Source organism: Haladaptatus sp. CMAA 1909, from assembly GCF_043952005.1.
GTDB lineage: Archaea > Halobacteriota > Halobacteria > Halobacteriales > Haladaptataceae > Haladaptatus.
Map to the genome: position 1 here is coordinate 2,875,718 of NZ_JBIOAV010000001.1, position 23,440 is coordinate 2,899,157.

22 protein-coding genes and 1 tRNA gene are annotated in these 23,440 nt (G+C 61.5%); 12 read left to right on the forward strand and 11 right to left on the reverse strand.

Annotation, left to right across the window (positions count from 1 at the left end; all coding sequences use genetic code 11):
• Positions 1-54 precede the first annotated feature (54 nt).
• Entirely contained in the window at positions 55-1,074 is a 1,020-nt protein-coding gene (locus tag ACGYLY_RS15545; protein ID WP_395284043.1) for an ATPase domain-containing protein, read from the reverse strand.
• A 119-nt stretch (positions 1,075-1,193) separates the two neighbouring features.
• Between ACGYLY_RS15545 and ACGYLY_RS15550 the strand changes: the two genes are divergently transcribed.
• Both ACGYLY_RS15550 and ACGYLY_RS15555 read left to right on the forward strand, forming a co-directional pair.
• Entirely contained in the window at positions 1,194-1,595 is a 402-nt protein-coding gene (locus ACGYLY_RS15550) for a hypothetical protein (protein ID WP_395284042.1), read from the forward strand.
• Positions 1,596-1,680: 85 nt separating this feature from the next.
• Positions 1,681-1,753: transfer RNA gene (locus tag ACGYLY_RS15555), tRNA-His, on the forward strand.
• A gap of 72 nt (positions 1,754-1,825) precedes the next feature.
• On the opposite strand, the gene ACGYLY_RS15560 is transcribed toward ACGYLY_RS15555, so the two are convergent.
• Positions 1,826-2,026, reverse strand: a complete 201-nt coding sequence (locus ACGYLY_RS15560; protein WP_395284191.1) for an HNH endonuclease — start codon at positions 2,024-2,026, stop codon at positions 1,826-1,828.
• On the opposite strand from ACGYLY_RS15560, the gene ACGYLY_RS15565 reads away from it, so the two are divergent.
• The gene (locus ACGYLY_RS15565) at positions 1,946-2,137 is read left to right on the forward strand and encodes a hypothetical protein (RefSeq protein ID WP_395284197.1); all 192 of its coding nucleotides are present in this window, start codon (positions 1,946-1,948) and stop codon (positions 2,135-2,137) included. The two genes, ACGYLY_RS15560 and ACGYLY_RS15565, sit on opposite strands and share 81 nt — an antisense overlap.
• Before the next feature lie 1,864 nt (positions 2,138-4,001).
• Here ACGYLY_RS15565 and ACGYLY_RS15570 read toward each other — a convergent pair.
• Together ACGYLY_RS15570 and ACGYLY_RS15575 are read right to left on the reverse strand one after the other, a co-directional pair.
• Positions 4,002-4,241, reverse strand: coding sequence for an amphi-Trp domain-containing protein (locus tag ACGYLY_RS15570; RefSeq protein ID WP_395284041.1), 240 nt, complete (start codon positions 4,239-4,241; stop codon positions 4,002-4,004).
• 66 nt (positions 4,242-4,307) lie between these two features.
• Positions 4,308-5,810: a glycosyltransferase gene (locus tag ACGYLY_RS15575; RefSeq protein WP_395284040.1), complete on the reverse strand. Its 1,503-nt coding sequence runs from the start codon at positions 5,808-5,810 to the stop codon at positions 4,308-4,310.
• A gap of 282 nt (positions 5,811-6,092) precedes the next feature.
• Between ACGYLY_RS15575 and glmM the strand changes: the two genes are divergently transcribed.
• Positions 6,093-7,457, forward strand: coding sequence for a phosphoglucosamine mutase (gene glmM / locus ACGYLY_RS15580; protein WP_395284039.1), 1,365 nt, complete (start codon positions 6,093-6,095; stop codon positions 7,455-7,457).
• Positions 7,458-7,557: 100 nt separating this feature from the next.
• Here the strand turns inward: glmM and ACGYLY_RS15585 are convergent, their stop codons facing one another.
• The 3 genes from ACGYLY_RS15585 to ACGYLY_RS15595 all read right to left on the reverse strand — a co-directional run bounded on the left by ACGYLY_RS15585 (position 7,558) and on the right by ACGYLY_RS15595 (position 9,446).
• A complete protein-coding gene (locus ACGYLY_RS15585; protein WP_395284038.1) occupies positions 7,558-8,673 on the reverse strand; it encodes a hypothetical protein in 1,116 nt (371 codons plus the stop codon).
• Entirely contained in the window at positions 8,666-9,088 is a 423-nt protein-coding gene (gene hisI, locus ACGYLY_RS15590; protein WP_395284037.1) for a phosphoribosyl-AMP cyclohydrolase, read from the reverse strand. Before hisI ends, ACGYLY_RS15585 begins: the two co-directional genes overlap by 8 nt.
• 76 nt (positions 9,089-9,164) lie before the next feature.
• Positions 9,165-9,446, reverse strand: a complete 282-nt coding sequence (locus ACGYLY_RS15595; RefSeq protein WP_231186249.1) for a GYD domain-containing protein — start codon at positions 9,444-9,446, stop codon at positions 9,165-9,167.
• 356 nt (positions 9,447-9,802) lie between these two features.
• On the opposite strand from ACGYLY_RS15595, the gene ACGYLY_RS15600 reads away from it, so the two are divergent.
• The gene (locus tag ACGYLY_RS15600) at positions 9,803-11,458 is read left to right on the forward strand and encodes a hypothetical protein (protein WP_395284036.1); all 1,656 of its coding nucleotides are present in this window, start codon (positions 9,803-9,805) and stop codon (positions 11,456-11,458) included.
• Here the strand turns inward: ACGYLY_RS15600 and ACGYLY_RS15605 are convergent, their stop codons facing one another.
• Positions 11,459-12,325, reverse strand: coding sequence for a polysaccharide deacetylase (locus ACGYLY_RS15605; RefSeq protein ID WP_395284035.1), 867 nt, complete (start codon positions 12,323-12,325; stop codon positions 11,459-11,461).
• A 184-nt stretch (positions 12,326-12,509) separates the two neighbouring features.
• On the opposite strand from ACGYLY_RS15605, the gene ACGYLY_RS15610 reads away from it, so the two are divergent.
• The 5 genes from ACGYLY_RS15610 to ACGYLY_RS15630 all read left to right on the forward strand — a co-directional run bounded on the left by ACGYLY_RS15610 (position 12,510) and on the right by ACGYLY_RS15630 (position 17,451).
• Positions 12,510-12,776: a hypothetical protein gene (locus ACGYLY_RS15610; RefSeq protein WP_395284034.1), complete on the forward strand. Its 267-nt coding sequence runs from the start codon at positions 12,510-12,512 to the stop codon at positions 12,774-12,776.
• Positions 12,773-14,710 carry a threonine--tRNA ligase gene (gene thrS / locus ACGYLY_RS15615; protein ID WP_395284033.1) on the forward strand — a complete coding sequence of 646 codons (1,938 nt, stop codon included), beginning with the start codon at positions 12,773-12,775 and terminating at the stop codon, positions 14,708-14,710. Before ACGYLY_RS15610 ends, thrS begins: the two co-directional genes overlap by 4 nt.
• A gap of 93 nt (positions 14,711-14,803) precedes the next feature.
• Positions 14,804-15,517: a phosphoribosyltransferase family protein gene (locus tag ACGYLY_RS15620; RefSeq protein WP_231186245.1), complete on the forward strand. Its 714-nt coding sequence runs from the start codon at positions 14,804-14,806 to the stop codon at positions 15,515-15,517.
• Between the two features lie 152 nt (positions 15,518-15,669).
• Positions 15,670-17,115, forward strand: a complete 1,446-nt coding sequence (locus tag ACGYLY_RS15625) for an NCS2 family permease (RefSeq protein ID WP_395284032.1) — start codon at positions 15,670-15,672, stop codon at positions 17,113-17,115.
• An 87-nt stretch (positions 17,116-17,202) separates the two neighbouring features.
• Positions 17,203-17,451, forward strand: coding sequence for a glutathione S-transferase N-terminal domain-containing protein (locus ACGYLY_RS15630; protein WP_395284031.1), 249 nt, complete (start codon positions 17,203-17,205; stop codon positions 17,449-17,451).
• A gap of 199 nt (positions 17,452-17,650) precedes the next feature.
• On the opposite strand, the gene ACGYLY_RS15635 is transcribed toward ACGYLY_RS15630, so the two are convergent.
• On the reverse strand, positions 17,651-18,598 hold the full coding sequence (locus ACGYLY_RS15635) for a transcriptional regulator (RefSeq protein ID WP_395284030.1): 948 nt from the start codon (positions 18,596-18,598) through the stop codon (positions 17,651-17,653).
• 145 nt (positions 18,599-18,743) lie between these two features.
• Between ACGYLY_RS15635 and ACGYLY_RS15640 the strand changes: the two genes are divergently transcribed.
• Positions 18,744-20,012: a DUF1743 domain-containing protein gene (locus ACGYLY_RS15640; protein WP_395284029.1), complete on the forward strand. Its 1,269-nt coding sequence runs from the start codon at positions 18,744-18,746 to the stop codon at positions 20,010-20,012.
• 196 nt (positions 20,013-20,208) lie between these two features.
• Positions 20,209-20,397: a hypothetical protein gene (locus tag ACGYLY_RS15645; protein ID WP_395284028.1), complete on the forward strand. Its 189-nt coding sequence runs from the start codon at positions 20,209-20,211 to the stop codon at positions 20,395-20,397.
• An 879-nt stretch (positions 20,398-21,276) separates the two neighbouring features.
• Here ACGYLY_RS15645 and ACGYLY_RS15650 read toward each other — a convergent pair.
• Positions 21,277-22,407 carry a pyridoxal-phosphate dependent enzyme gene (locus tag ACGYLY_RS15650; RefSeq protein WP_395284027.1) on the reverse strand — a complete coding sequence of 377 codons (1,131 nt, stop codon included), beginning with the start codon at positions 22,405-22,407 and terminating at the stop codon, positions 21,277-21,279.
• Between the two features lie 3 nt (positions 22,408-22,410).
• Positions 22,411-23,367: a succinylglutamate desuccinylase/aspartoacylase family protein gene (locus tag ACGYLY_RS15655; RefSeq protein ID WP_395284026.1), complete on the reverse strand. Its 957-nt coding sequence runs from the start codon at positions 23,365-23,367 to the stop codon at positions 22,411-22,413.
• Positions 23,368-23,440 lie beyond the last annotated feature (73 nt).

Consider the following 23,440-nt stretch of genomic DNA (forward strand, 5'->3'; position numbering starts at 1 on the left):
AACGGTCACGCATGCCGACGAGATGGCCACGAAACGACCGCGAAATAGTCGCAGTTACTCGTCCCCGTCCGATTCGGATTCGGGCGTTTCGTCGCCTCCTTCCCCCGCTTTTTCGAGTTCCTCTATCGGATCGAACGTGACCAGTCCGTCCCCGCCGGTGTACTCGTAGGCGACCCACTCGGGAATCGTGAGGACGCCGTTCATCTTCCGGATTCGAATCCGTTTGATGAGTACGTCCTCGACCAGCGACCCGTTCAACTGGAGGTCGACGAGACCGTCGATGACGTAGCCCATGTCGTGTGGAAAGGCGTCCTCCTCGCCGGTGAACGTGGCTCCGGCGAAGACGGGGACGAAGCGACCTTTGCAAACGTCCGCCCGGACGTCTTTGACGAAATCGTACGCCTGAACGGGCTGGACGAGCGTTCCGAACTCGGTCAGCGAGTCGATGACGACGATACCCGTATCGCTCATCGATAGGGATTCGAGACAGTTGTCCAGTTTGTTCTGGAGTTCGCTCGTGTCCCCGGGGTCGCGAACGGTCGTCGTCGCGGACGCGGTGACGCGGTGGAGGTACTGGTTCCACTCGTCCATTCGGGTGAACATCCGGTCCCGGTCGTTCACCCGGTAGGTGAAACAGTCGAGAACGTGTAGCAGACCGGCTTCGAGGTACGGCAGGACGTTCCATTCGAGCGAGAGGAACTGCTCGATGACCGAGATGGGGGGTTCCGTGAGACCGACGACGACGGCCGGTTCGCCGCGCCGGAGCGTCCGCCAGACGAGCTCCGTCTGGATGGCGTTGTCGCGGGTTCCGCCCTCGCCGGAGAGCAGGACGAACGAATTGCGCGGCAATCCCTCCGGCAGATGGTCGTCGAGCGCCGAGACGCCCGTGTTTATCTGCCGAAACCCGTGATACGCCGTGAACACGCTGTCGCTCGTCTGCATTTCGTCCCGGCAGGTCTTCGAACAGAACTCGTAGGTCGTATCGCCGTAGGCGAGTCGCACCGCCTCCTCGGGACACGGAAGGCGACAGAAATCGCACAGTTTCCGGTCGGCGGACCCGGATACGTCGCTCATAGTTGTTCGTTAGCATCCGAACGGGATCAAGTTACTCCCGGCCCCAAATTCGTCGGCAGGCGTGCTATCGGTGGTGGTTCGGCTGAAGGGTTTAATGTGCGGGGCGAAAACTATCCATCATGAACGTCCGAGATGCGGTGGAGGCGGACGGAGGACGTCTCGCGGCACTCGCCGATGTACCGACTGAGGTGATGGCCGACGTGGTTCACGACCGAACCGTTCGCGTGGCGGATGCGGACGGGGACATCGACGGCTTCGTCGGCTTCGAAGCCGACGAGGAGACGGTACACGTAACACACCTCTTCGGCACGGAAACGGCCTGTGAGCTGCTCCTCGACGAGCCGATTCGCTTCGCCGAAAAGGAGACGATGCCGGTCGAGATACTGCTTCCCGAACCGGAATCCGACACCGTTTCCGTCGCCGAACGCGTCGGATTCGAGGAGACCAAACCCGGCCCGTGGTTCGACGGCCATCGAACCCGTCGGCTTCGACTGGAAAACCCGACGACTGAAACGGAGTGAGGAGGAGTAACACGGGGAAACCACCATACGCGACGTTCCTTTTCGAAACGTATTTTAATCTCTCCCGATTACCAAGAGATGCGTGTCCGGGTTGGGGTAGTGGACTATCCTCCAGCCTTGTGGAGGCTGGGACGCGGGTTCGATTCTCGCACCTGGACTTACTTCGAAATAAACCTACACAGAGCCAATTGGCTACTGTACTCCTTTCTACAGTAAACAATCGATAAGAGTCATTCAGCTCCAATGAGTGATCGAAGCTCGTCCTGTGCAATTTTCCCATACTCGGCTTTTCGGTGACAGCTACTACAGAGTGAAGCCACGTTGTCGAGAAAGTGAGCGTCTTCGATCGTATGGAAGCCCGAGTCGATGAACCACCGAACTGGAACGATGTGATGGACGTCGGGATTCCGGCCGAGTTCCTCACGAGTCACCCCACAGGTGAGACACCGATGGTCGTCGCGTTCGAGGGCTTTCCGGCGGATTTCGTTCCATCCCGTTCCATATGCTGGATTACCACCACCCTTCCAATTCGGATGATCTGATCCGCTGAACCGTTTGGAGAGCCACTCTCGGCGGCAACCTTCGCTACAGACGACCACCTCGCCGATATTGCTCGGATATCGCTCGACAGTAGTATTACACATAACGCAATCGACCTGCCGTTTGCCGCCATTCCATCGTGGATTATCTTCGCCGATGGCTTTCGGTGGCGTCTGCCACTCCTCTGTTTTCACACAATCAGAACAGTAGCGTCCTTTCTTCTCCGATGGATAATATTCAAAGGAGGCTCCACAAAGGTCACAAATTCCGACTGTTTTGCCACCCTTGTAGTTCGGGTTGTTCGGTCCCCTATTGGACGTGCTTTTCTCGCGGCACGTCGCGGAACAGTACTTCTTCTCGTATTCGAGGTAGAATGTGGTTCCGCAACCCGCACACGTTTGGTTGGGAAGTCGTTCATCATGCGCTCTGTAGTGATGAATTTCGACTCTACGCTGTGAGTCAAAAACGCAATTACACGTCGGGCATGGGAACTCGTTCATTCGACGGTCCCTCTTTGCGGGGTGTGAAGATCGCCAGTCGAGTTATTCGTCAGCACAGCCGCTTTCTGGTGAGAAGTATCAGTCCAATCCATGGTATCTCGCAGGCCCGATTCGGCGCGCCTGCACCGTTCGCAGGCGCACGAAAATCAACTACCAATCACGCGAACGCCAACTGATTCGCGTTGCAGCAGAAACAAAGGGGATGAGAACTCATGCCGAAAAGACCATCCGGGGGGCGTTCCGGTAACACAGAGTACACCCTAATAATTGGTCCATTCCGTGTACCAAAACGTCCGAAAAGGATGCGTGAGCTGTCTCGTTTCATCTACACCCCGTAAATAGCCCGGGAGAACGCCTATAATGAGAGAATGTAGATTTTGAACGGGTAATAATGGCGACGAGGTCGTGCCATCAGGCAAAAGATGAAACAAAAACGCGGATAGAAGCCGTCTATCGGCTATTTCAGAGTTAATAACTGACTTGCAATTTTAGGCTCTCAAAAACGAATAATCAGTCGACGAAATGGATTTGTACCGGTAATAAAACCCTCAAATACCGTCTCGAATTTCAAAGAGGTATACACCGAAGAAAAATGAATCCGGCGTATTCTTCATAGATATGGGTTGAAAGCCTCGAATTCGATGTTTGAGCGATGGCGTGACATGGCGCTTGGTGAAATCCTAAAACGCCCGATTTGACGGGAGAATCCCTAGATGTACCGGTGAATTCCATTTTTAGCTTGAAACCCGGCACAACATGCTCGTGCCACCACGAATGCATAGAAATGAGATACGCGGAGATGAGAGCCTCTCAAGCCATAATTTGATCGATACAGCAGATTTCAGGTCATGGCAACCGTCCCCGCGACAGCGGTCCAAATCGAGTTTCGAAAACAGTAGTCTACACCCCCTATTGTCCGGTGAATTCCCGGGATATGGATGATTTGTACTCTTCCATTCTGCACGTTGCTGTAGAAGGTAGTCAGAAAATATCTACCTCAGGTTAGGTGTACAACAGGAATAATACATTCAATGGCAACCAGTGTGTCGTTTACATAGGTATTTTAGTTATGTACAAGTGAAATGTAGATTAAGTTTGAACGCGGGTTCGATTCTCGCACCTGGACCTTTTTGGGAACGAAACACCGTGAGCTTTGTTTTCCACTCGAAACTGATTTCGATGATTCCGTGCGCGGGAATCGAATCCTGCCAGTGGCAGCCCGCACAGCGATTGCGGGTTCGCGAGGCGATAGCCGAGCGGAGCGCAGGAAGCGAGCAGGACCCTCTGGCTTCGGTTCGATTCTCGCACCTGGACCTTTTTGCGAACGAAACGTGGTGAACGGTCGGTTTAGTGCGCGAAAACGGGATTATTTCGGCTTCCAGTCGAGTTTGATGGAAACCGTCTCGCGGTTCCCACGGAGGACGGACGACGACTCGCGAGTGCCGATTTCGTAGCCGATTTTCTTCCGCGGAGAGAGCGTGACCGTCTTGTTTCCGACGTCGATGTCGGCATCCCCCTCACCGCGAAGTTGTTCTGCGATACCTTTGAGGAGGTCCGCCGCTTCCTCTCGCGATACTTTCGCTTCGTGAAGCGTCTTTTCGGACATGGACGAAGCTGTACTTCAGGATGCAAAATAGCTGTTGTGGGCAAAGAGTTGGGCCGAATAGACGCGTTACTCGACGACCTCACCGAGCGTATCCAGCCATCGCGTCACCTGCTCGAAGACCAGATAGTTGTCCGTGACGTGGCGCTGGGCGTTGTACGACCAGTCGTCCCATCGTTCGGGCGACCCGAGTACGCCGTCCAGCGTTCGTGCGACGGACGCCGGGTCGCTGGAGTCCGGAATCAGTCTGCCGTTCTTGCCGTCGGTGATCTGTGCGCCGATGCCGCCGGTGTCGGAACCCATCAGGACGGCCCGCTTCCACATCGCTTCCGTCACCGTGAGGCCGAAGCCCTCCTGAAGCGAGTTCTGGGCGACGACCGAGGAACACCGCTGGAGGGCGTTGATGACGAGGGCACTGTCGTGCTGGTCCGGCGGCATGACGACGACGGCGACGTCGGATCGAACTTCGGGGTCGAGTGCGAGCCATTCGTCTTCCAAGTTTTCGAGCGCCTCCCGACCTTCCGGGTCGTCCGCTACCGAGGACGGGTCGGGACCGACGAGGAGGAGTCGAGCGTCGTCGATTCGCCGACGGTGGTCGTCGGAGCGACTCGTCTCGGCCGAATCGTCGCCGCCGTTTTTGGCGGCGCTCGCGTCGATGGTCGACCGAGCGTCGCGTTTCAATTCCGAAAATCCGCGCAACAGCGGGACGAATCCCTTGAGACTGTCCCAACGGGAAATCTGGCAGATGGTGGGGCGAAAGAGCAACCCGATGTCCTCGGGGTCCGTCGCGCTGGCGAACGTACCGTCGGCCTGTAACCGTCGCGCCGGTTGGTCGAACCGCTCGACCGGATGGTCGGTGTCGATGAGGTCCGCCCGCGCCAGAACCGTGGCGGCCTCCTGTGGCTTGAGACGGCGATTTTTCGCGCTGAACGGGTCGATTGCGGGCGGGATGATGTCGGCCTCGGTTTCCAAAAACGCCGGGACGTACGCGGGGAGCGTGAACACCGTCCGGTCGTAGTCGGCTATCCACGGACGGAGGAACTCCCACGCGGTTCGGGACTTTTCCGAGCGCTCCTCGGAACCGATATGACAACGCCAGACGGCCGGAACGTCGAGTCCGTCGGCGACCATCGCACCCGCCGCGAGGGGTTGCGGGTCGTGGACGACGAGGACGTCGTCGGGGTCGATTCTGTCTTCGAGTTCGTCGGCGACCGACCGACTCGTCGCCTCGTAAATCGACCGCTCGTGGTCCACGAGTTCGGGGTCGCCCGCACCGTGCAGGAGGTTGTGAATCCCCTTCGTGAACTCGAAGAACACCGGTTCGTCCACGTCGATGACCGCCCACTCCGTCTCGACACCGAGCGCGCGAAGGAGGCCGACGAGTTTTGGCATCATCTCGGCAACGCCACCACCGCTTGCGGTCGAATTCACCATCCAGACGGTGCGCCCGTCGAGCGCCGCCACGTCGTCCGTAACCGAGTCCTGCATCGCTCGAACCGAATCGCGGAGAACCGTGTCGGTGGCGTACTCCTCGATGGTGTGTTCGACCTCGATGTCGATGAGTTGAATCATTGGTATTTTGCGCCACTGTGTGGGATGACAGCATACCGTAAACAGGTTTTGTCCGAAAACTAGCAAACGCCGTCCGGCGGTAGTGTTACGGGTGTCTCAATCCTCGACGACGACGAACTTCGATTGACGTTCGACGACGAGGAACCCGTCGTTTCGGCCGTCGTCGGTACGCTCGCCGTTCTCGGATGGGACGCGCCGATAAAATCCGTCACCGGAGCGTGCTGAGGCGGAGTAGCACCCGTATTCGGAATCTCTTTGAATGCAGAAACCCCACGCCCCCACATGAAGGTGTTCGGGTCGAGCGGAACGAGAGGGGTCGCCAACGACGAACTGACCCCGGAGTTCGTGCTCAAAATCGCGAAAGCGGCGGGGACGGTCTGGCGAACCGACCGGGTCGCACTGGCACGGGATACACGAGCCACGGGGGACATGCTCGCGGATGCGGCCGCCAGCGGATTGGCCAGCGTCGGCGCGAACGTGGACCGTCTCGGCGTCGTTCCGACACCCGGTGTGCAGGCGTACGCCGAAATCGAGGGCGTCCCCGCGCTGATGATAACCGCCTCGCACAACCCGCCGGAGTACAACGGCGTGAAACTCATCGGCGACGACGGCATCGAACTGTCCGTCGGCAGCCTCGAACGGGTCGAGGAGAAGTTCCTCACCGAGAAGTTCGAGGAAGTGCGGTGGAGTGAGACGGGCCACAGCCACGTCATCGAGGACTCCCGCGAGCGGTACGTCTCACAACTGCTCGACAACGTCGATGCGGACCGAATCGCCGACGCGAACCTCACCGTCGCGCTCGACCCTGGACACGGTGCCGGGTCGCTCACCTCACCCGAATTCTTCCGCAAACTCGGCTGTTCCGTCGTCACGACGAACAGCCAACCCGACGGCCACTTCCCCGGTCGTGACCCCGAACCCGTCCCCGGAAACCTCCGCGACCTCGGCCGATTGGTCGAAGCCAGCGACGCTGACGTGGGTATCGCCCACGACGGCGACGCCGACCGCGCCATCTTCTACGACGAAACCGGCGAGTACATCGAGGGCGACGCCACGCTCGCCGCGCTCGCGGCCGCACAACTCGAACCCGGCGACGCCGTCGTCTCCGCCGTCAACGTCTCCCAGCGCCTCGTCGATGTCGCCCACGAGACGGGCGCACAGCTCGAACTCACGCCCATCGGCAGCACCAACATCATCACGCGAATCCGAGAACTGGCCGACCAAGACGTGTCCGTCCCCGTCGCGGGGGAGGGCAACGGCGGCGTCTTCTTCCCGAACTACCGGTTGAGCCGAGACGGCGCGTACACCGCCGCCAAGTTCCTCGAACTGCTGGTCAACGAACGTGCCAGCGCCATCGTCGAACCGTACAACGGCTATCAGAACGTTCGGACGAACATCACCTACACAACGGACGCGGAACAGGACGCGCTCCTCGCCGCCGCCGAGCGAGCGGCGATGGCGTCGAACGCCGAACTCAACACCCGTGACGGCTACCGATTGGACTACGGCGACGCGTGGGTCCTCGCCCGTCCGAGCGGGACGGAACCCATGGTTCGAATCTACTCCGAGGCGCGGGAACGCCACCGTGCCGAGGAGCTCGCGGAGGAGATGGAAGACGCGCTTCGGGCGGCCAAAGCGAACGTCTGACCGGCATTCGATCCCCGATTCGTCCGAACGGTATTCTATTCATCTGACCGGCGTTCGACTCGCCCGAGCAATTTTCTATTTTCGACCCGGGCTGTTTCGTTCACCTGCGCCGCGGATACGTATCGAGCGCGTCGGTCAGCGTGTCCTTTCGCTCCCGCACCCGTTCGAGTTCGTCGGTCACGTCGCCGCGAGCGAGTCGCTCGCGTTCGTCGTCGGTGAGTTCGGAACGCGCCTCCGCGGCGGTTCGGAGGCGTTCGAACTCGTCGTCGCGGGTGCGTTGTTCCACCTCGCGGAGTTGCGCGATGGCCTCCGGCGGGGCGAACCGGTCGGCGACGCGTATCGCCTCCTCGCACCACCAGCGGAGTTCGTTCGCGGCGGCGGGCGGCCAGTCGATGGTGAGCGGTTCGGGACCGAGACGGTCGAGGTACGTCTCGTTCGTGGCGACGGCCCGCTTCAGCGCCGCCGGGTCGGCGACGTAGTGGTCGAGTTTCGACCGGGAGTAGTGGGCGTATTCGAGCAGTTCGGGGAGGGTGAGGTCCCCGGCGTCGCTGTCACGGAGGTAGGTACGGAGTTCGTCGGGCGGTGACTGAAACTCGATGAGCGGGTAATGTTCGGTCGCGGCGAGAAATTCCATCAGTTCGCGGGCGTTCGCGTCGTGGGTGAACGACTCGAAGGCGTCCGTGATGGCGTCGTTGGCGGCGTCGATGGGTTCCCGAAGCAGTTCCGTCGGGGCGTCCAAGTCCGCGTCCCCGAGTTCCCGCAGTCGTTCGAGGTGGGCGATTCGCTCCTCCAGTTCCGTCACCCGCTGTGAGACGGAGTGCCGAGCGTTCCGGTAGCGCTTACGGGCCTCGTTGCGCTCGCCGGAGAGGGAAACGATCTCCTCGGCGGGCGAGAGGGCGCTTCGACCCTTCTCGAAATCGCGCTCGCTCAACCGGCGTTTGTCGATGGCCGTCTCCGCCCGTTCGAACGCCTCGCGTGCGGGCAGGTCGTCTGGCAGGTTCTCCACGAGGTCGGCGAACTGCCCTTGGAACTGGACGAACGCCTCGAAGTCGCCGGTCCCCGTCGCACGATGTTCGTAGCGGTCGAACAGACGGGTCGCGCGGTCGTACGCGTCGGAGACGGCGCGGATGGACTCCTCGCCGTACTCGGCGACCGCGGCGTTCGCCTCTCGACACTCCTCGTCGGCGTCGCGGAGTTCGGAAAGCGGGTCACTCATAGGTTTCGTCGGGGTCAAACACGGGTTCGCTGACGATTTCCGTCTCGGCGGTGACGGCCGCTTCGGGCGACTCTTCGTCACGCCGTACCGATTCGACGGTTCGGTAGAAACACGACTCGTAGCCAACGTGGCAGGCACCGCCTTCCTGTTCGACGCGGTAGAGGAGGGTGTCGGCGTCGCAATCGACGCGGACCTCCTCGATTCGCTGGACGTGGCCGCTGGTTCCGCCCTTCTTCCAGAGTTCGTCCCGACTCCGGGAGTAGTAGTGTGCGAACCCGGTTTCGATGGTCTTTTCGACCGCTTCCGGCGAGACGTAGGCCAGCATGAGTACGTCCCCCGTGTCGGCGTCCTGTGCGATTGCGGGGAGCAGTTCGGCGTCGTCGAACGCGAAGGTGACTTCGGACGACTCGGTCATGGTCGAACGAACGAATCGGTGAAGAATAGGCTTTTCCGCTCGGGAATAAAATACGTGTTATTTGTCATTTTCGCCGTCAGTCTTCGACCAGTTCCGCGAAGTCGTCCATCGGGATTATCTCCATCGTCTGCATGTTCATCCCGTGGCTTTCGACCGCGAGGCCCGCTTTGAACGCGGTGTCGCGGTCAGGGGCCTCGAAGATGAGGAGGAAGTCGTACTCGCCCAGGACGGCAAAGCTCCCGTCGAGTTCGACGCCGAACTCCTCGAATTCGAGGCGGATATCGCCCCACGTCGAGACGAGTTCTTGGGCGTTTTGGACGCTCGCTCGGATGTCGACGAGTGCAACGTACTTCGCCATGGATGAGGATTCGGTTTCCGTTGGAAAAACGGTTATAGCCAACCTCTCAAAACACCTCTATTACATGTAGCGACGGATGGGTAATGGCGTACTGACGTTCAGATTCACCACGATGTGCCCGTTTTCGTCGGATTTTCATCGCTTCCTAACGAAGAATAATACAGTATACCGGACGGATAGCGAAGATATCGAACGGTATTGCGGAGTAACGACGGGAGGGATTTCCGCTCGGCGTGAGAAACCGAATAAACGGTGGGCCGGATTGAAGACGGAGAGTGTCGACGTTCGAAGCCAGCGGCGCTGGCGATAGAAGACAGTCTCGCGGCTCGATTTGTCAGGCGTCGTGGAGGGTAACAATGACACAAGAGAAACAATCGAGGAAATCACGAGGAACCCGCCGTGGCTTCATAAAGCGGGGAACGATACTCTCCGGACTGCTCATCACCGGAAGTTCATCGACGGCGCTTGCACAGCCGACGACGACACTCGAACCGATCACGTCGGGAGGGCAGGGAACGACGCAGGGTACGACCGAGACACAGCAAGGTGGCGGGTCGCAAAATAATGGAGCACAGCAGGCGGCACTGAAAGGAGCGAAGCAGGGTGTTGCCAGTGCGGAAAACCAGGGTGCGAACGTGACCGCGGCACAGCGAAAAGCCGCGATTCAAGGAGCTACCCAAGGGGCGACACAGGTCAATCAGAACGTCAACGTCAACGTCATCCAGAACGCCGCGGCAGGTGCGGCAGAAGGTGCGATACTCGGCGCGGTCAACCAGAACGTCAACGTCAACGTCATCCAGAACGCCGCGGCCGGCGCGGCAAAAGGTGCTATCAACCAGAATGCCAACGTCAACGTCGTTCAAAACGCCGCACTCGGCGCGGCAAAAGGGTGTGTAAAAGGGGCGTCTGCCAACCAGAATGCGAACGTCAACGTGATACAGAACGCCGCTCTCGGCGCGGCAAAAGGGTGTGTGAAAGCCGGAACGGTCAATCAGAACGCCAACGTCAACGTCATTCAAAACGCTGCCGCAGGCGCGGCGCAGGGCGGCGTACAGGGAAGTTCGGTCAATCAGAACGTCAACGTCAACGTCATTCAGAACGCGGTCGTCGGTGCAGCACAGGGAGCGGTACAGGGGGCAGTGAACCAAAACGTCAACATCAACGTTATTCTCAACGCCGCGGCCGGCGCGGCACAGGGCGGTGTTCAGGCCGGAGCGGTGAACCAAAACGTCAACATCAACGTCATCCTCAATGCCGCACTCGGCGCAGCGCAAGGAGCCATCAACCAGAACGTCAACATTAACGTCGTTCTCAACGCCGCGGCCGGCGCGGTGCAAGGTGCCATACAGGGGGCGGTGAACCAAAACGTCAACATCAACATCGTTCTCAACGCCGCGGCCGGCGCGGCCAAGGGCGCGCTCAATCAAAACGTCAATATCAACATCGTTCTCAACGCCGCGGCCGGCGCGGCACAGGGATGTGTTGGAGCGGGTGCGGTCAACCAGAACGTCAATATCAATGTCATCCTCAATGCCGCGTTCGGCGCGGCACAGGGGGCCACCGCCGCGGCCGAGCAAAACCCGGGCGTCTCCGCGAAAGGCGTGAAAGCGGCAGCCATAGGTGGCGCGACTGGCGCCGTCAAATTGGGAGCGACCAACCAGAACGTCAACATCAACGTCATCCTCAACGCGGCGGCAAACGGCGCACAACAGGGGGTCCAAGCGGCAGCAAACGGTGCGTCTCCACAGGAAGTACAGCAGACGGCAGCAAACCAAGCGGAAGGAGGTCAGGGACAGGGAACCCAACAGCCGGGGGGCACCCAACAACCCGGAACGTCCGGCGGCGGAACATCGGGCGGCGAAACGTCCGGCGGCGAAACGTCCGGCGGCGAAACGTCCGGCGGCGAAACGTCCGGTGGCGGAACATCGGGTGGCGAAACGTCCGGTGGCGGAACCTCGGGCGGCGAAACGTCCGGCGGCGGAACCTCGGGCGGTGGAAACTCGAGCCAATAGCTACGTTTGCATCACCTCGAAAACATCGCGGTCACCGTTCTTGATTTCGTTTGCGACCGTACTCACGTCGGCAAACTCGACGCCCGATTTCGCCCGCATGTGGCTTATCAACTCCTCCAATCGGGTCGTCCGGGGCGGTTGCCCGACCACCTGCGGGTGCATCGCTAGCGTGAAAATCCCGTTATCCATGTTCTCGTACATCCAGTCGAACTGCGCCCGCCAGAGGTCGAACACCGAGCGCTCGTCGGCGAACCCCCACAGAATCGACTGCTCCCAGACGAACATCAGCGCCGGGAAGTCCGCCCGTTTCCACGAAATCGGAACCTCCATGATGTCGCTCTTCTCCCCGATTTCGTACGGTTTGTCCTGCGGTGCGCTCCAGTTTTTCCGGAGATAGTACGGCCGGAAGTCGTTGCCCATCTGGCTCGAATCCCACTCGAACCCCAGTTCGTCCAAAATGTCGAGGGTGTTCGCCGAGAACTCCCACGCGGGCGACCGGAAACCGACCGGCGGACTGCCCGTGATGTCCTCGATGTTCGTCATCGCGCGTCGGTACTCGTCCTTCTCCTGCTCCTTGCTGTCGAACGTACTCGGATTGACGTGCCGCCAGCCGTGACACTGAACGTCGTAGCCCCGGTCGTGAACCTCGCCGACGCGGTCGGGAAAGCTCTCTATCGTGTGTCCGGGCACGAACCACGTCGCCGGAATTTCGTGCTCGTCGTGCAAGTCGAGGATGCGCGGAGCGCCGACCCACGCGCCGTACACCCCGCGGGACAGTTGGGTCGGCGCGTCACCGGCCCCGAAGGTGTGAATCCACACCGATACCGCGTCGAAGTCGTAGGTCAAACAGACGGTCGCGTTGGTCATCGGAGAACGTGACGACGGGTATCGGCTTACCTGTAGCTCATTGGTACTGTTCGGTCTGCTGTTGGATTACGGGTACCGAACCGGAACCCATCGCGGCCCGTCCCGCAATCACAGTCCGTGCCACACCCGCACAAGAGATATATACCGTTCCACGAGTATCTTCGGACGAGCAACACGATGCTAGGTGACTGCTTTACACGCCGGGTTCCCGCCCACTAATCCAGTCACCACCATCGTCGTTTTCCCGCCCGTTTCCGACCCGGAGAGCCGCGCGTATCCGAGCGTGAACGGTCACGTTCGCGCTCGCGCGGAGAACCACGCATATTCGAGCGAGAGTCAACATCCGAGCGAGAGCGACGGCGCGAACGCGCGTTCGCGCCGTCCGCGGAGCCAGCGGGGCGAGGCGGGGCGGCGCTCCATCGAAATCGAAGATCACCAGTCACAACCATGAACCGACAATCACACGACGCGGTAGTCGTATCGCTCCCAGACGGGTCGAAACGGGAATTCGACCGTCCGATTTCGGTCTCCGATGTCGCCTCCGACATCGGGCCGGGACTCGGCGAGGACTGTCTCGCCGGAATCGTGGACGGCGAACTCGTCGCCCCGGAGTATCGAATCGAGTCGAATGCCGACCTGCGAATCGTCACGTCGGACGGTGACGACGCTCGTCGAGTCCTTCGACACTCCGCGGCGCACGTCCTCGCGCAGGCCGTGCTGCGACTGTTCCCGGACGCGGAACTCGCCATCGGTCCGCCGACGGACGAGGGGTTTTACTACGACTTCGACGGCCTCGACATCGAGGAAGCGGACCTCGCGGACGTCGAATCCGAGATGCGGGACATCGTCGCGGAGAACTACGACATCGTACGCGAGGAGGTTTCGCGGGAGGAGGCACGCGAGCGACTCGCCGACCAGCCTTACAAACTCGAACTGCTCGCCGACATCCCCGACGACGAACCGGTCACGTTCTACCGCCAAGGGGAGTTCGAGGACCTCTGTGCCGGGCCGCACGTCGAATCGACGGGGGAAATCGACGCGCTCTCGCTCATCGAAATCGCGGGTGCCTACTGGCGCGGCGACGAGGACGAGGCGATGCTCACGCGGATTTACGGCACGGCGTTCGAGCGCGATTCCGAACTGGTGGAATACCTCGAACGGCGGGAGGAAGCCCAGAAGCGCGACCATCGAAAAATCGGGCGCGAGATGGACCTGTTCTCGGTGCCCGACCACTCGCCGGGGTGCGTCAACTTCCACCCGAACGGAATGGCGATTCGACGCGAACTGGAGGAGTACGTCCGCGAGAAGAACGAGGAACTGGGCTACGAGGAGGTGAAGACGCCCGAACTCAACCACACGGAACTCTGGAAGAAGTCGGGACACTACGACCACTTCAAGGAGCAGGGCGAGATGTTCGCGTGGGAGCAAAACGGGCACGAGTACGGTCTGAAGCCGATGAACTGTGCGAATCACGCGAGCATCTACGGCGATCAGCGTCGGTCCTATCGCGACCTCCCGCTTCGCTTCTCGGAGTTCGGCATGTGCTATCGAAACGAACAGTCCGGCGAACTCTCGGGAATGTTGCGGGTGCGCGGGTTCACGCAGGACGACGGACACGCCTTCGTCCGCCGCGACGGAATCCGCGAGGAAATCGCCGGCACGCTGTCGGTCATCGACGGCATGTACGAGGTCTTCGGTTTGGACGCCCACCTCGTACTCGAGACGAAACCCGACGACGCCGTCGGCGACGACGAACTATGGGAGAAAGCACACGAGGCGCTCCGAAACGCGCTGGACGACGAGGGGTTGGAGTACGACGTGGCCGAGGGGGAAGGCGCGTTCTACGGGCCGAAAATTGCCATCAACGTCGAGGACGCCATCGGGCGCGAGTGGACGATCGGAACGGTCCAACTGGACTTCGTCCAACCCGAACTCCTCGGCATTAGGTACATCGGCGAGGACAACGAGGAACACCGCCCGGTGATGATTCACCGCGCGCTCCTCGGGTCGCTGGAGCGGTTCATGGGCGTGTTCATCGAACACGTCGCCGGGAAGTTCCCGCTCTGGTTGGCACCCGAGCAGGTGCGAATCCTCCCCATCACGGACGACGAATCGGAGTACGCGGCGGCGATCGCCGACGAACTCGGGTCGTTCCGCGTCGAAGTGGACGACCGGGACTGGACGCTCGGAAAGAAGATTCGCGCGGGCCACGACGACCGCGTCCCGTACATGGTCATCGTCGGCAGCGACGAGGCGGAGTCGGGGACGATTTCGGTGCGCGACAGGAGAGAGCGACAGCAGGCCGGCATCGAACTCGCCGAATTCAAACGTCATTTAGTGGACGAACGTGACGAGAAGCGACTCCGACCGGATCTCCTCGACTGACCCGCCGCACGAGTCGAATCTACATAGGTGTGCCTAAACACGGAGAATCCATCATCGAAGTGTTCAAGGTTGCACGATGATGAGTAGATGGGTATGAACCGAGCAGAGAAGGCCAATCTCCAACTACAGGCCGTCTCCGTCCTTCGAATGCTCAAGGAGACTCGAACGTACGACGAACTCGCCGAGGTGACAGAACTCCCCGCGGGCGACCTGAACCGCTACGTGAACGGACACGTCCTCCCCAGTCCCGACCGTGCGGAAGCGGTCGTGGAGGGGGTCGGTCGCGAGCAACTCGCCGAAGAGTTGCAGGCCCGGACCCGCCTCGATCCGGAGGGGTACGTGGACAACTCCGGCGTCGTCTTCGACCAGTCGTTTCTCGACCTCGTGGCCCCCGTCGCCGTCGAGACGTTCGACTTCGACCTGCCCGACGTGGTGTTGACCGCGGCGACGGACGGCATCACCCTCGCCGCCGCGATGGCGAGTTACTTCGGCGCGCGCTGTGCCTATGCGAAGAAGTCGAAGGAGACCGCCGTCGAGGAGTTCATCGAGGCCCGCCAGCGACTCGCCTCCGGCATCGAACTCACCTACTACCTGCCCGCCTCGGCCATCGCGTCGGGCGAAACCGTCCTCGTCGTGGACGACCTCATCCGCTCGGGCGAGACCCAGGAACTCCTCCTCGACATCGCCGAGGACGCGGACGCGAACGTCGGCGGCGTCTTCGCGCTCATCGCGGCCGGAAACGAGGGAATCGAACGAGCGCAGGGACGAACCGACGCACCCGTCGGCGCGTTGGCATCGTTCGAATAACCGTTCGTTAACACACGGCAGTAGTCATCGTCGTGTGAATTTTGGTCCAAAACCATCGAACTACTCTCCGACATATACATAGTTACGTATAGATGGCTAGATTCGATGAGAACTGTTAAGTAGGTATTCGCGTTTATGCTCATTCGTGACTCATGGGGCTCAAAGACATCACCAGTGATCGAGGGACATCCGGTTCGACGGGGTCGTTGGCCGACTACTTCGGCTTCGAGGAACACGACACTGACCTCGGAACGGAGATCATCGCGGGGATAACGACGTTCCTGACGATGAGTTACATCGTCGTCGTGAACCCGTCGATCCTCGCCGACAACCCGCAGATACCGATTCAGGATGGTATCCAACTTGCGGGCTATTCGTACGGACAGACGGTGTCGATGCTCGCAGTCGTGACCATCATCGCGGCGGCAGTCGCGACATTGACGATGGCGCTGTACGCGAACCGACCGTTCGCGCAGGCTCCGGGCCTCGGTCTGAACGCCTTCTTCGCGTTCACGGTCGTCGGCGCACTCGGGGTTCCGTGGCAGACGGCACTCGCCGCAGTCGTCGTCGAAGGGGTTATCTTCATTCTGTTGACCGCCGTCGGCGCACGAAAGTACGTTATTCGACTGTTCCCGGAACCCGTGAAGTTCGCCGTTGGAACCGGTATCGGTCTGTTCCTCGCCATCATCGGTCTACAGGCGATGAACGTCGTCGTCCCCGACGAAGCGACCTACATCACGCTCGGGTCGGTCGCCTCCGACCCCGTCGCCGCTCTCTCCGTAATCGGTCTCTTTCTCACGTTCGCCCTCTACGCCCGGGGTATTCCGGGGTCCATCATCGTCGGAGTTCTCGCAACGACCGCGATGGGCTACGGTGCCGAGTGGTTGGGCCTAGTGAGCAGCGGAACACTCACGCCCGATTCGGCCTCCGTCACGTACAACATCATGCCGGTCGCCGGCGCGTTCGTTTCCGGTCTGCAGGAAGTCGAGGCGTTCACGTTCGCGCTCATCGTGTTCACCTTCTTCTTCGTGGACTTCTTCGACACCGCCGGAACACTCGTCGGCGTCGGGCAAATCGGCGGCTTCCTCGACGAAGACGGTGACCTCCCCGATATCGACAAGCCTCTGATGGCAGACGCCATCGGCACGACGGTCGGCGGCATGCTCGGTACCTCGACGGTGACGACCTACATTGAGTCCGCCTCCGGCGTCGAAGAGGGCGGTCGGACGGGCATGACGGCGCTCGTCGTCGGCGTCCTGTTCCTCCTCTCCCTCGCGTTCGTCCCCATCGCCGCCGCGATTCCGCAGTACGCTTCCCACATCGCGTTGGTCGTCATCGGCGTCGTGATGCTCCAGAACGTGGTGGACATCGACTGGGACGACGTGACGAACGTCGTTCCGGCCGGAATGACCATCCTCGTCATGCCATTCGCCTACTCCATCGCGTACGGCATCGCCGCGGGCATCGTGTCGTACCCCATCGTCAAACTCGCCGCTGGTAAGCGTGAGGAGATTCGCCCCGGACACTGGGCGCTCGCCGCCGCGTTCGTGGTTTACTTCTTCGTTCGGACGAGCGGTATCCTGCAAGGGAACGTCTGAGTCTCTACCGGTCGCTTCGCGTTTCGAAACCCGGCGGATTTCCTCGCGAACAGCACACTCTTGTTTCTCTCGTTCCTACGTGCGGGTATGTCGAAGCTCGAACTGTACGAACTCAAGGGCTGCCCGTTCTGCGCGAAAGTCAGATCCAAACTGGACGAACTCGGACTGGAGTACGAATCGCACTACGTCCCCCGAGGTCACTCGGAGCGGACCGAAGTGAAGGAAATCAGCGGCCAGACCGGGGTGCCGGTGTTGGTCGATAAAGAACACGGCATCGAGGGAATGCCGGAAAGCGACGACATCAACGAGTATCTGGAGAAGACGTACGGCGCGTAGACGAGCGAAGCGAGCGGGTACCAACCGCTCGAAAGGAAAAGCGGTGGGGAGCGCTCGGAGTGAAGCGGTGGGGAGTTCCGACGTTCGATTTCGTGCTGAACGCGACGGGTTGCACTCTCACGCACGAGACGTCTTTCGGAAGTATACGGGGAGAGCCGTCGCTGTCGAAAAAACGAACGGGAAAATCGCCGTCGACGACTTACGCTTCCGCGCGTTCCCGAATCAGCTTTCGGAGTTCGTCCGCGTCGTCGATTCCCTCAATCTCCTCGCGTTCGACCAGCGCGGTTCCATCGACCGTCTCCCGCCGCGCTTCGTCCACGAAGTAGACGGAGCGGGTGTGAGCGACGCGGCTGATGGAACTCATGATTCGTGCGCGTTTCTCGGCGGTTCGGGTGAACGCCGAGTGACTCGTCAGCATCCGGTCGTCGCTGTCGTCCTCGCTGACCGTCCTGAACGGCGCGCGTTGCGTGGGATGGACCGTGAGGCCGACCCGGGTGAGCGTGGAGAACATGTCCTTGTCGTCCGGTTCGGCGTTCGGTTCGTCCGGTTCGTCCTCCTCCGTCACCTCGTCGGCACCGTCGAACACCTCGACCGGACTCGTCAGTTCGCGGTCGAAGAGCGCTTCCAGTTCGACGGCCACCTCGACGCTGGCGTTCATGCCGCCCTCGTACTTCGAGACGGTGCGTCGGGAGACGCCGAGTTCGGACGCCAACTGTCCGAGACTCCACCCCCTGTCTTGGCGCTCGTCGCGGATGACGTCGCCGTCGATGTTGACGTACAGGCCGCCGGGCGCTGCGTACACGAGCGGCGGGACGCCCTCGACGAACAGGTCCACCGCCGTATCGGGGCTGAACACCGGAACGCCGTGGCGGAAGTACACCACGCCGGGTTCGAGGTCCTGATTTCGCGTCCGGAGCCCGAGCACCAACGGCGTCGCGTCGAGATACGTACCGAGCCGTCGCATCTCGATGCCCGTCTGGGCGTCGAACGCGTCGATGTTGCCGAGGATTTTCAACAGCAAGAGGTCTGGTCCTCGTCGTGCTGCCACGTCGAAGCTCTTTGGTCGGATGGCACACCGGTCGCTGACCACGAATCCTGCGTCCTCTAGCATCGCAGTCACGTTTCCGACCAGTGCAGACCGGGACATGGTGACGGGTAAGTGATTCCAGTATAAAGGCGTTTTGGCGATGGGCGCCGCCGCCCTCTTGCGATTGGAAAAATCACCGGCGATAGATACTTATACGCTGGATTTCTTCGAAAGCGGTTAGTTCGCCACGCCGTAACCAGCAGACGTGACCGTCATCGGTCTCGACGACACCGACTCCCGAACCCGAGGGATGTGTACGACCTACCTCGCGGCGCGACTCGCGACGCGGATTCGAAACGCAGGGGGGTCCGTGGAGCGACTGCTCCTCGTCCGACTCAATCCCGCCGTGAAACACAAGACCCGCGGCAACGCCGCGCTGGCGATTCACACGGAGTTCGCCCCGGAGCGGGCGTTCGAGGTCGCACGCGAGGAGTTGTCCGCCGCCGCCGAGACCGACGACCCGAGAACGAACCCCGGCCTCGTCGTCGCGCCGCACGGCCCCGACGGGATTCCCGAGGAGGTGGCCGACTTCGCGGGACGCGCCGTTCGGGAACTCCTCTCCCGCGAGGAGGCCGAAACGCGGATCGAGGCCGCGGGCTATCGCCACGCCGGATGGAAGAACGGGCGCGGGAAAATCGGCGCGCTGGCGGCGATCGGCGCATACGCGGTCTTTTCGGACTGGACCTACGAACACATCTCCTACCGCGAGCGAGAGCGGTGGGGGACGCCCCGCGACGTGGATTTCGACTCGACCTTCGCGGCCGCAAACGAGGGCTATCCCGACGTGTGGGACACGGTCGACCGCGGAACCGGCGAGGCGGTCTGCATTCCGCACACGCCGTGTCCCATCCTCCACGGGATTCGCGGCGACGACCCGGACGCGGTTCGACGCGTCGGCGCGGGAATCGACGGCGAACCCGTCGCCCGAACCGCGCTCTTCGTGACGAATCAGGGGACGGACGCCCACCTTCGAGACGCGGACCTCCACACCGTCGAAAACGATAGCGCGTACCGAGTGACCGGAACCGTCTCCGCCGACCCCGAAACCCGACGGGGCGGGCACGTCTTTTTCACCGTGACGGACGGCGAGGCCGAACTCCCGTGTGCCGCCTTCGAACCGACGAAGCGCTTCCGCGACCACGTTCGGAACCTCCGCCCCGGCGACCGAATCACGGCCTGCGGCGAGGTGACGAAGGGAACCCTGAAACTGGAGAAGTTCGCAGTGCGGTCGCTCGACGCGACGGAACTCGTGACGCCGAACTGCCCCGACTGCGGACGCTCGATGAAGAGCGCAGGGGCCGGACAGGGCTACCGCTGTCGGCGCTGCAAGACCCGGGCGGACGGGAAGGTCGAACGGGAAATCGACCGCGAACTCGAACGGGGATGGTACGAGGTGCCGCCGGAGGCCCGCCGTCACATCGCGAAACCGCTCGTCAGGGGCGGATTCGACGCACCGACCCATCCGGAGCGGTAGACCGATTCCGGGCGGGAGGCTTCGGTGTTGAGTGGAAGATTTCCGCGATTTTCCGGCGAAGCGCTCGGCTTCACAACCTCCCAAACCAATAGAATTAACTCACCGTAATCTGATATATCGGACGAAGCAAATCGAGGTATCCGCCGAAAGGCCAGTGTTCAAGGCACTGACCTCGGTTGCTTCGAGGTATCGAAGCATGTCCGACAACGAACCTTCTCCGGAAAAACGTATCGCCACCGAACAGACGCTCCTCCGCCTCGGCGCGGTGTCACCCGAGGACGTGAGCGAGGAGTTGTTGGTCGACATTCACGACCTGTTCGAGGAGCACGGCATCCCCATGCACAGCGTCTCGGTCGAACGCTGGCGCACCGGCTACGTCCGTTAGCTGGATGGGGTGATTCGGGAATTTTTTGATCGGATTCGATACGACGTGGTGTCGTTGTGAACGACTGAATCGCAACTGCTGAGACGTGGACCTCAAAAGCCCCCGCCTGTTCGCTACGAGTTGGTGGTTTTTCTATGACTGCTACTACAGACGTCACTGAAACCGCACCCGCACCGCCTCAGCCACTCCCTCCCCAACCGATTGCGCGCTTCGCTCCGGAAGAGCGATGCTCTTCCGTGCTCTCGTTCACTTCGTTCACGAGAACTCCGCTCCAGTGCTCATCCCTCGCGTGATAACCAACCAACCCCCAGGACGGAGCGTCCTGGGGGTTGGTGGTGCACGCGCCGGGCGAGTCGATTCAGCTTCACGCTACTGAATTTCCATCGTGGCGCGCGCTGGCGAGGCGACGAGGACAACTCGTCCGAGTCGTCTCGGAAAAACGTGCGAGGGATGAGTACCGCAACGAAGTGAGGAACGCAATCGGTTGGGGAGGGAGTGGCTGTCGCGGTGCTGTGCGGTTTTTGTGTTTGGGTGGATTGAAAGGGGCCGCCCGCTTGCGCTTGCATGGTCGTTTCGCCGACCCCTCTCGACGCGCGGTTTGCGTCGAGATGTCGGCGAGCGGCCGCGAGCGTGGCGGGGGCTTTCAGGGACTACCTCTCTGTAGTTTCGACTTCAACAAAACCAGCAACACCTCGCAGCGAGCGTGGCGGGGGCTTTCAGGGACTGCCTCGTAGCGAGTGCAATCACACCAAAACCAGAACCCGCTCGTAACAGGAGAATTCGAAAACAGTACGCCAGCGGTTACGACGTCACCGAAGTCACATTTCGACGCATCAAATCGACAGTACGACATCACGAAAACCGCTATCAGGTCGCCAGTTACGATTTCAGTCCGCTGCCCGTGAGCGGGACCACCACGTCCGCGTCGTCGGCCAAAATCCCCCGGTCGCGGTACGCCGTCAGACCGGCCACGGCCACCGCACTCGTCGGTTCGACGTAGAAGCCGGTTCGGTGCAGTTTATCGAGCGCCGTTTGCGTCGCACCTGCATCCAGCGCGATGGCGTCGCCGTCGGTGGCCTCGATGGCGTCCAAAATACCGTCACAGCGGACGGGATGCGTTATCTGAATCCCGTCGGCGACGTCGTTGCGCTCGGCGGCGTGGTCGCCGAACCGCTCGTCAGCGCCATCTTCGCCCTCGCTATCGGCATGAAGGCCGTTCGCGATGGGGGAGACGCCCTCGGCCTGTACACCGAGAAGGCGCGGCATCGAGTCGGTCCACCCCGCGTCGAGGAGGGCGCGGAAGCCGCGATACGCGCCGAGGAAGAGCGTTCCGTGGCCCAATGGGGTCACGATGGCGTCCGGGACGTTCCAATCGCGTTGGGCGGCGAGTTCCAGCGCGAACGTCATCGTCCCCGCGAAGAAGGCCGGGTTCCACGCGTGGCTGGCGTACCAGCCGTCGCCGTTTTCGACCGCTTCGATGCAGGCGTCGGTCACGTCCTGTCTGCTCCCCTCGACTCGGACGGGGGTCGCACCGGCGCACTCGATGGCCTTCAGCTTCGACGCCTTCGCGTCCGCCGGGACGTAAATCTCGGCGTCGATACCCGCGCGGGCGGCGTACTGGGCGATCGCCGCACCCGCGTTGCCCGAGGAGTCTTCGAGAACCGTCTCAACGCCGAGTTCCGCGGCGCGGGAGAGGGTCGTGGTCGCGCCGCGGTCCTTGAAACTACCCGACGGGAAGACGCAGTCCAGTTTGAACTGCGCGTCCCAACCGTTCGCATCGACGAGCGGCGTGAACCCCTCGCCGAGGCTGGCGACGCGACGGACGGGGAGGAACGCATCGAATGCCCACAGGCCGTCCCGCGTGTCGATATCGGTGAAATCGGGTGGGGGGCCGTCGGGAATGGGTTGCTCGGTGAAATCCAGCGGATGGCCGCAGTCACATCGCCACGGCTCGTCCGTCCCGGGGGCGTACTCGTTCCCGCAAGCGGGACAGGAGAGGATAGTGTACATGCGTCAGTAGCGGTTGATGTCGATGCCGATCGAGCAGACGTACTCGCCCGTGGCGACCTGAGGCAGGCGACGGGAGCGCCAGAAGATGCCGGTTCGGTCGGCGGTGACCTCGGCCTTCAGTTTGCCGAACACGTCGGTGATGGTGAACAGCGTCTCGCCCGGCGACACCTCGTCCCCGAGGTCCTTTTCGAAGGTGACGATACCGCCGCTCGGCGCGCCGTAGCGGTCGAATCCGGTCGCTCGCGTCTGCGTGTTTACCGTCACGTCCTCGTCGAGGAAACCGTAGTACCGGAGGACGTTGAACACGCCGTCCACGCCGTACCGGATGCTCTCTTCGTCCCAGCCGACACAGCCGCCGAGTTCCGGGTCGATGGTCGGAATCCCCTCGTCGGGTGCGGCGCGAGCGAGCTGTCCCTCGGGACCCTTCTGGTCGAGAATGTAGCCACAGTCGAACACCTTGGCGAGTTCCAGACACTCGTCGTGCAGGCGGTGACGCGGCCCACAGCGGACGCGAGCCTCGTTTATCATCCGGCTGGTCGACCCCTGATGCAGGTCGAGGATGAGGTCGGCGCGCGAGGCGGCCTCGAAGGTCGCCGCCGCGATTCGCTCGCTGGACGTTCCCGACTCGTTGCCGGGATACGTCCGGTTCATCTTCGTGTCGTCGATGGGATTCCTGTGTTCTGCCACCTGAAAGCCGTGGTAGTTGACGAGACCGGTGACGAGAATCGTTCCCGAGATATCCTCCGGGTCGAGTTGCGGGACGACCCGGTTGACGACGCCGAGTCCGTTGAGTTCGTCGCCGTCGCTGACGGCCTGAATATAGAGCGTCTTTCCGTCGTCCGCACCGTTGATAACGGCAACGGGGAGGCCGAACTGGCCCCCGTCACGGGTTTCACCGACCGGGAGGCGACCCGTGTCCATCTCCCCGGGGGCCGCGCTCGCCGTTCCGAGCGTTGTCATTACCGATACACCGTCGCCGAAAACCCTTAGCAGTTCGGTATTCCGCTTGCCCAGCGAAAAGTGACACGTCGCT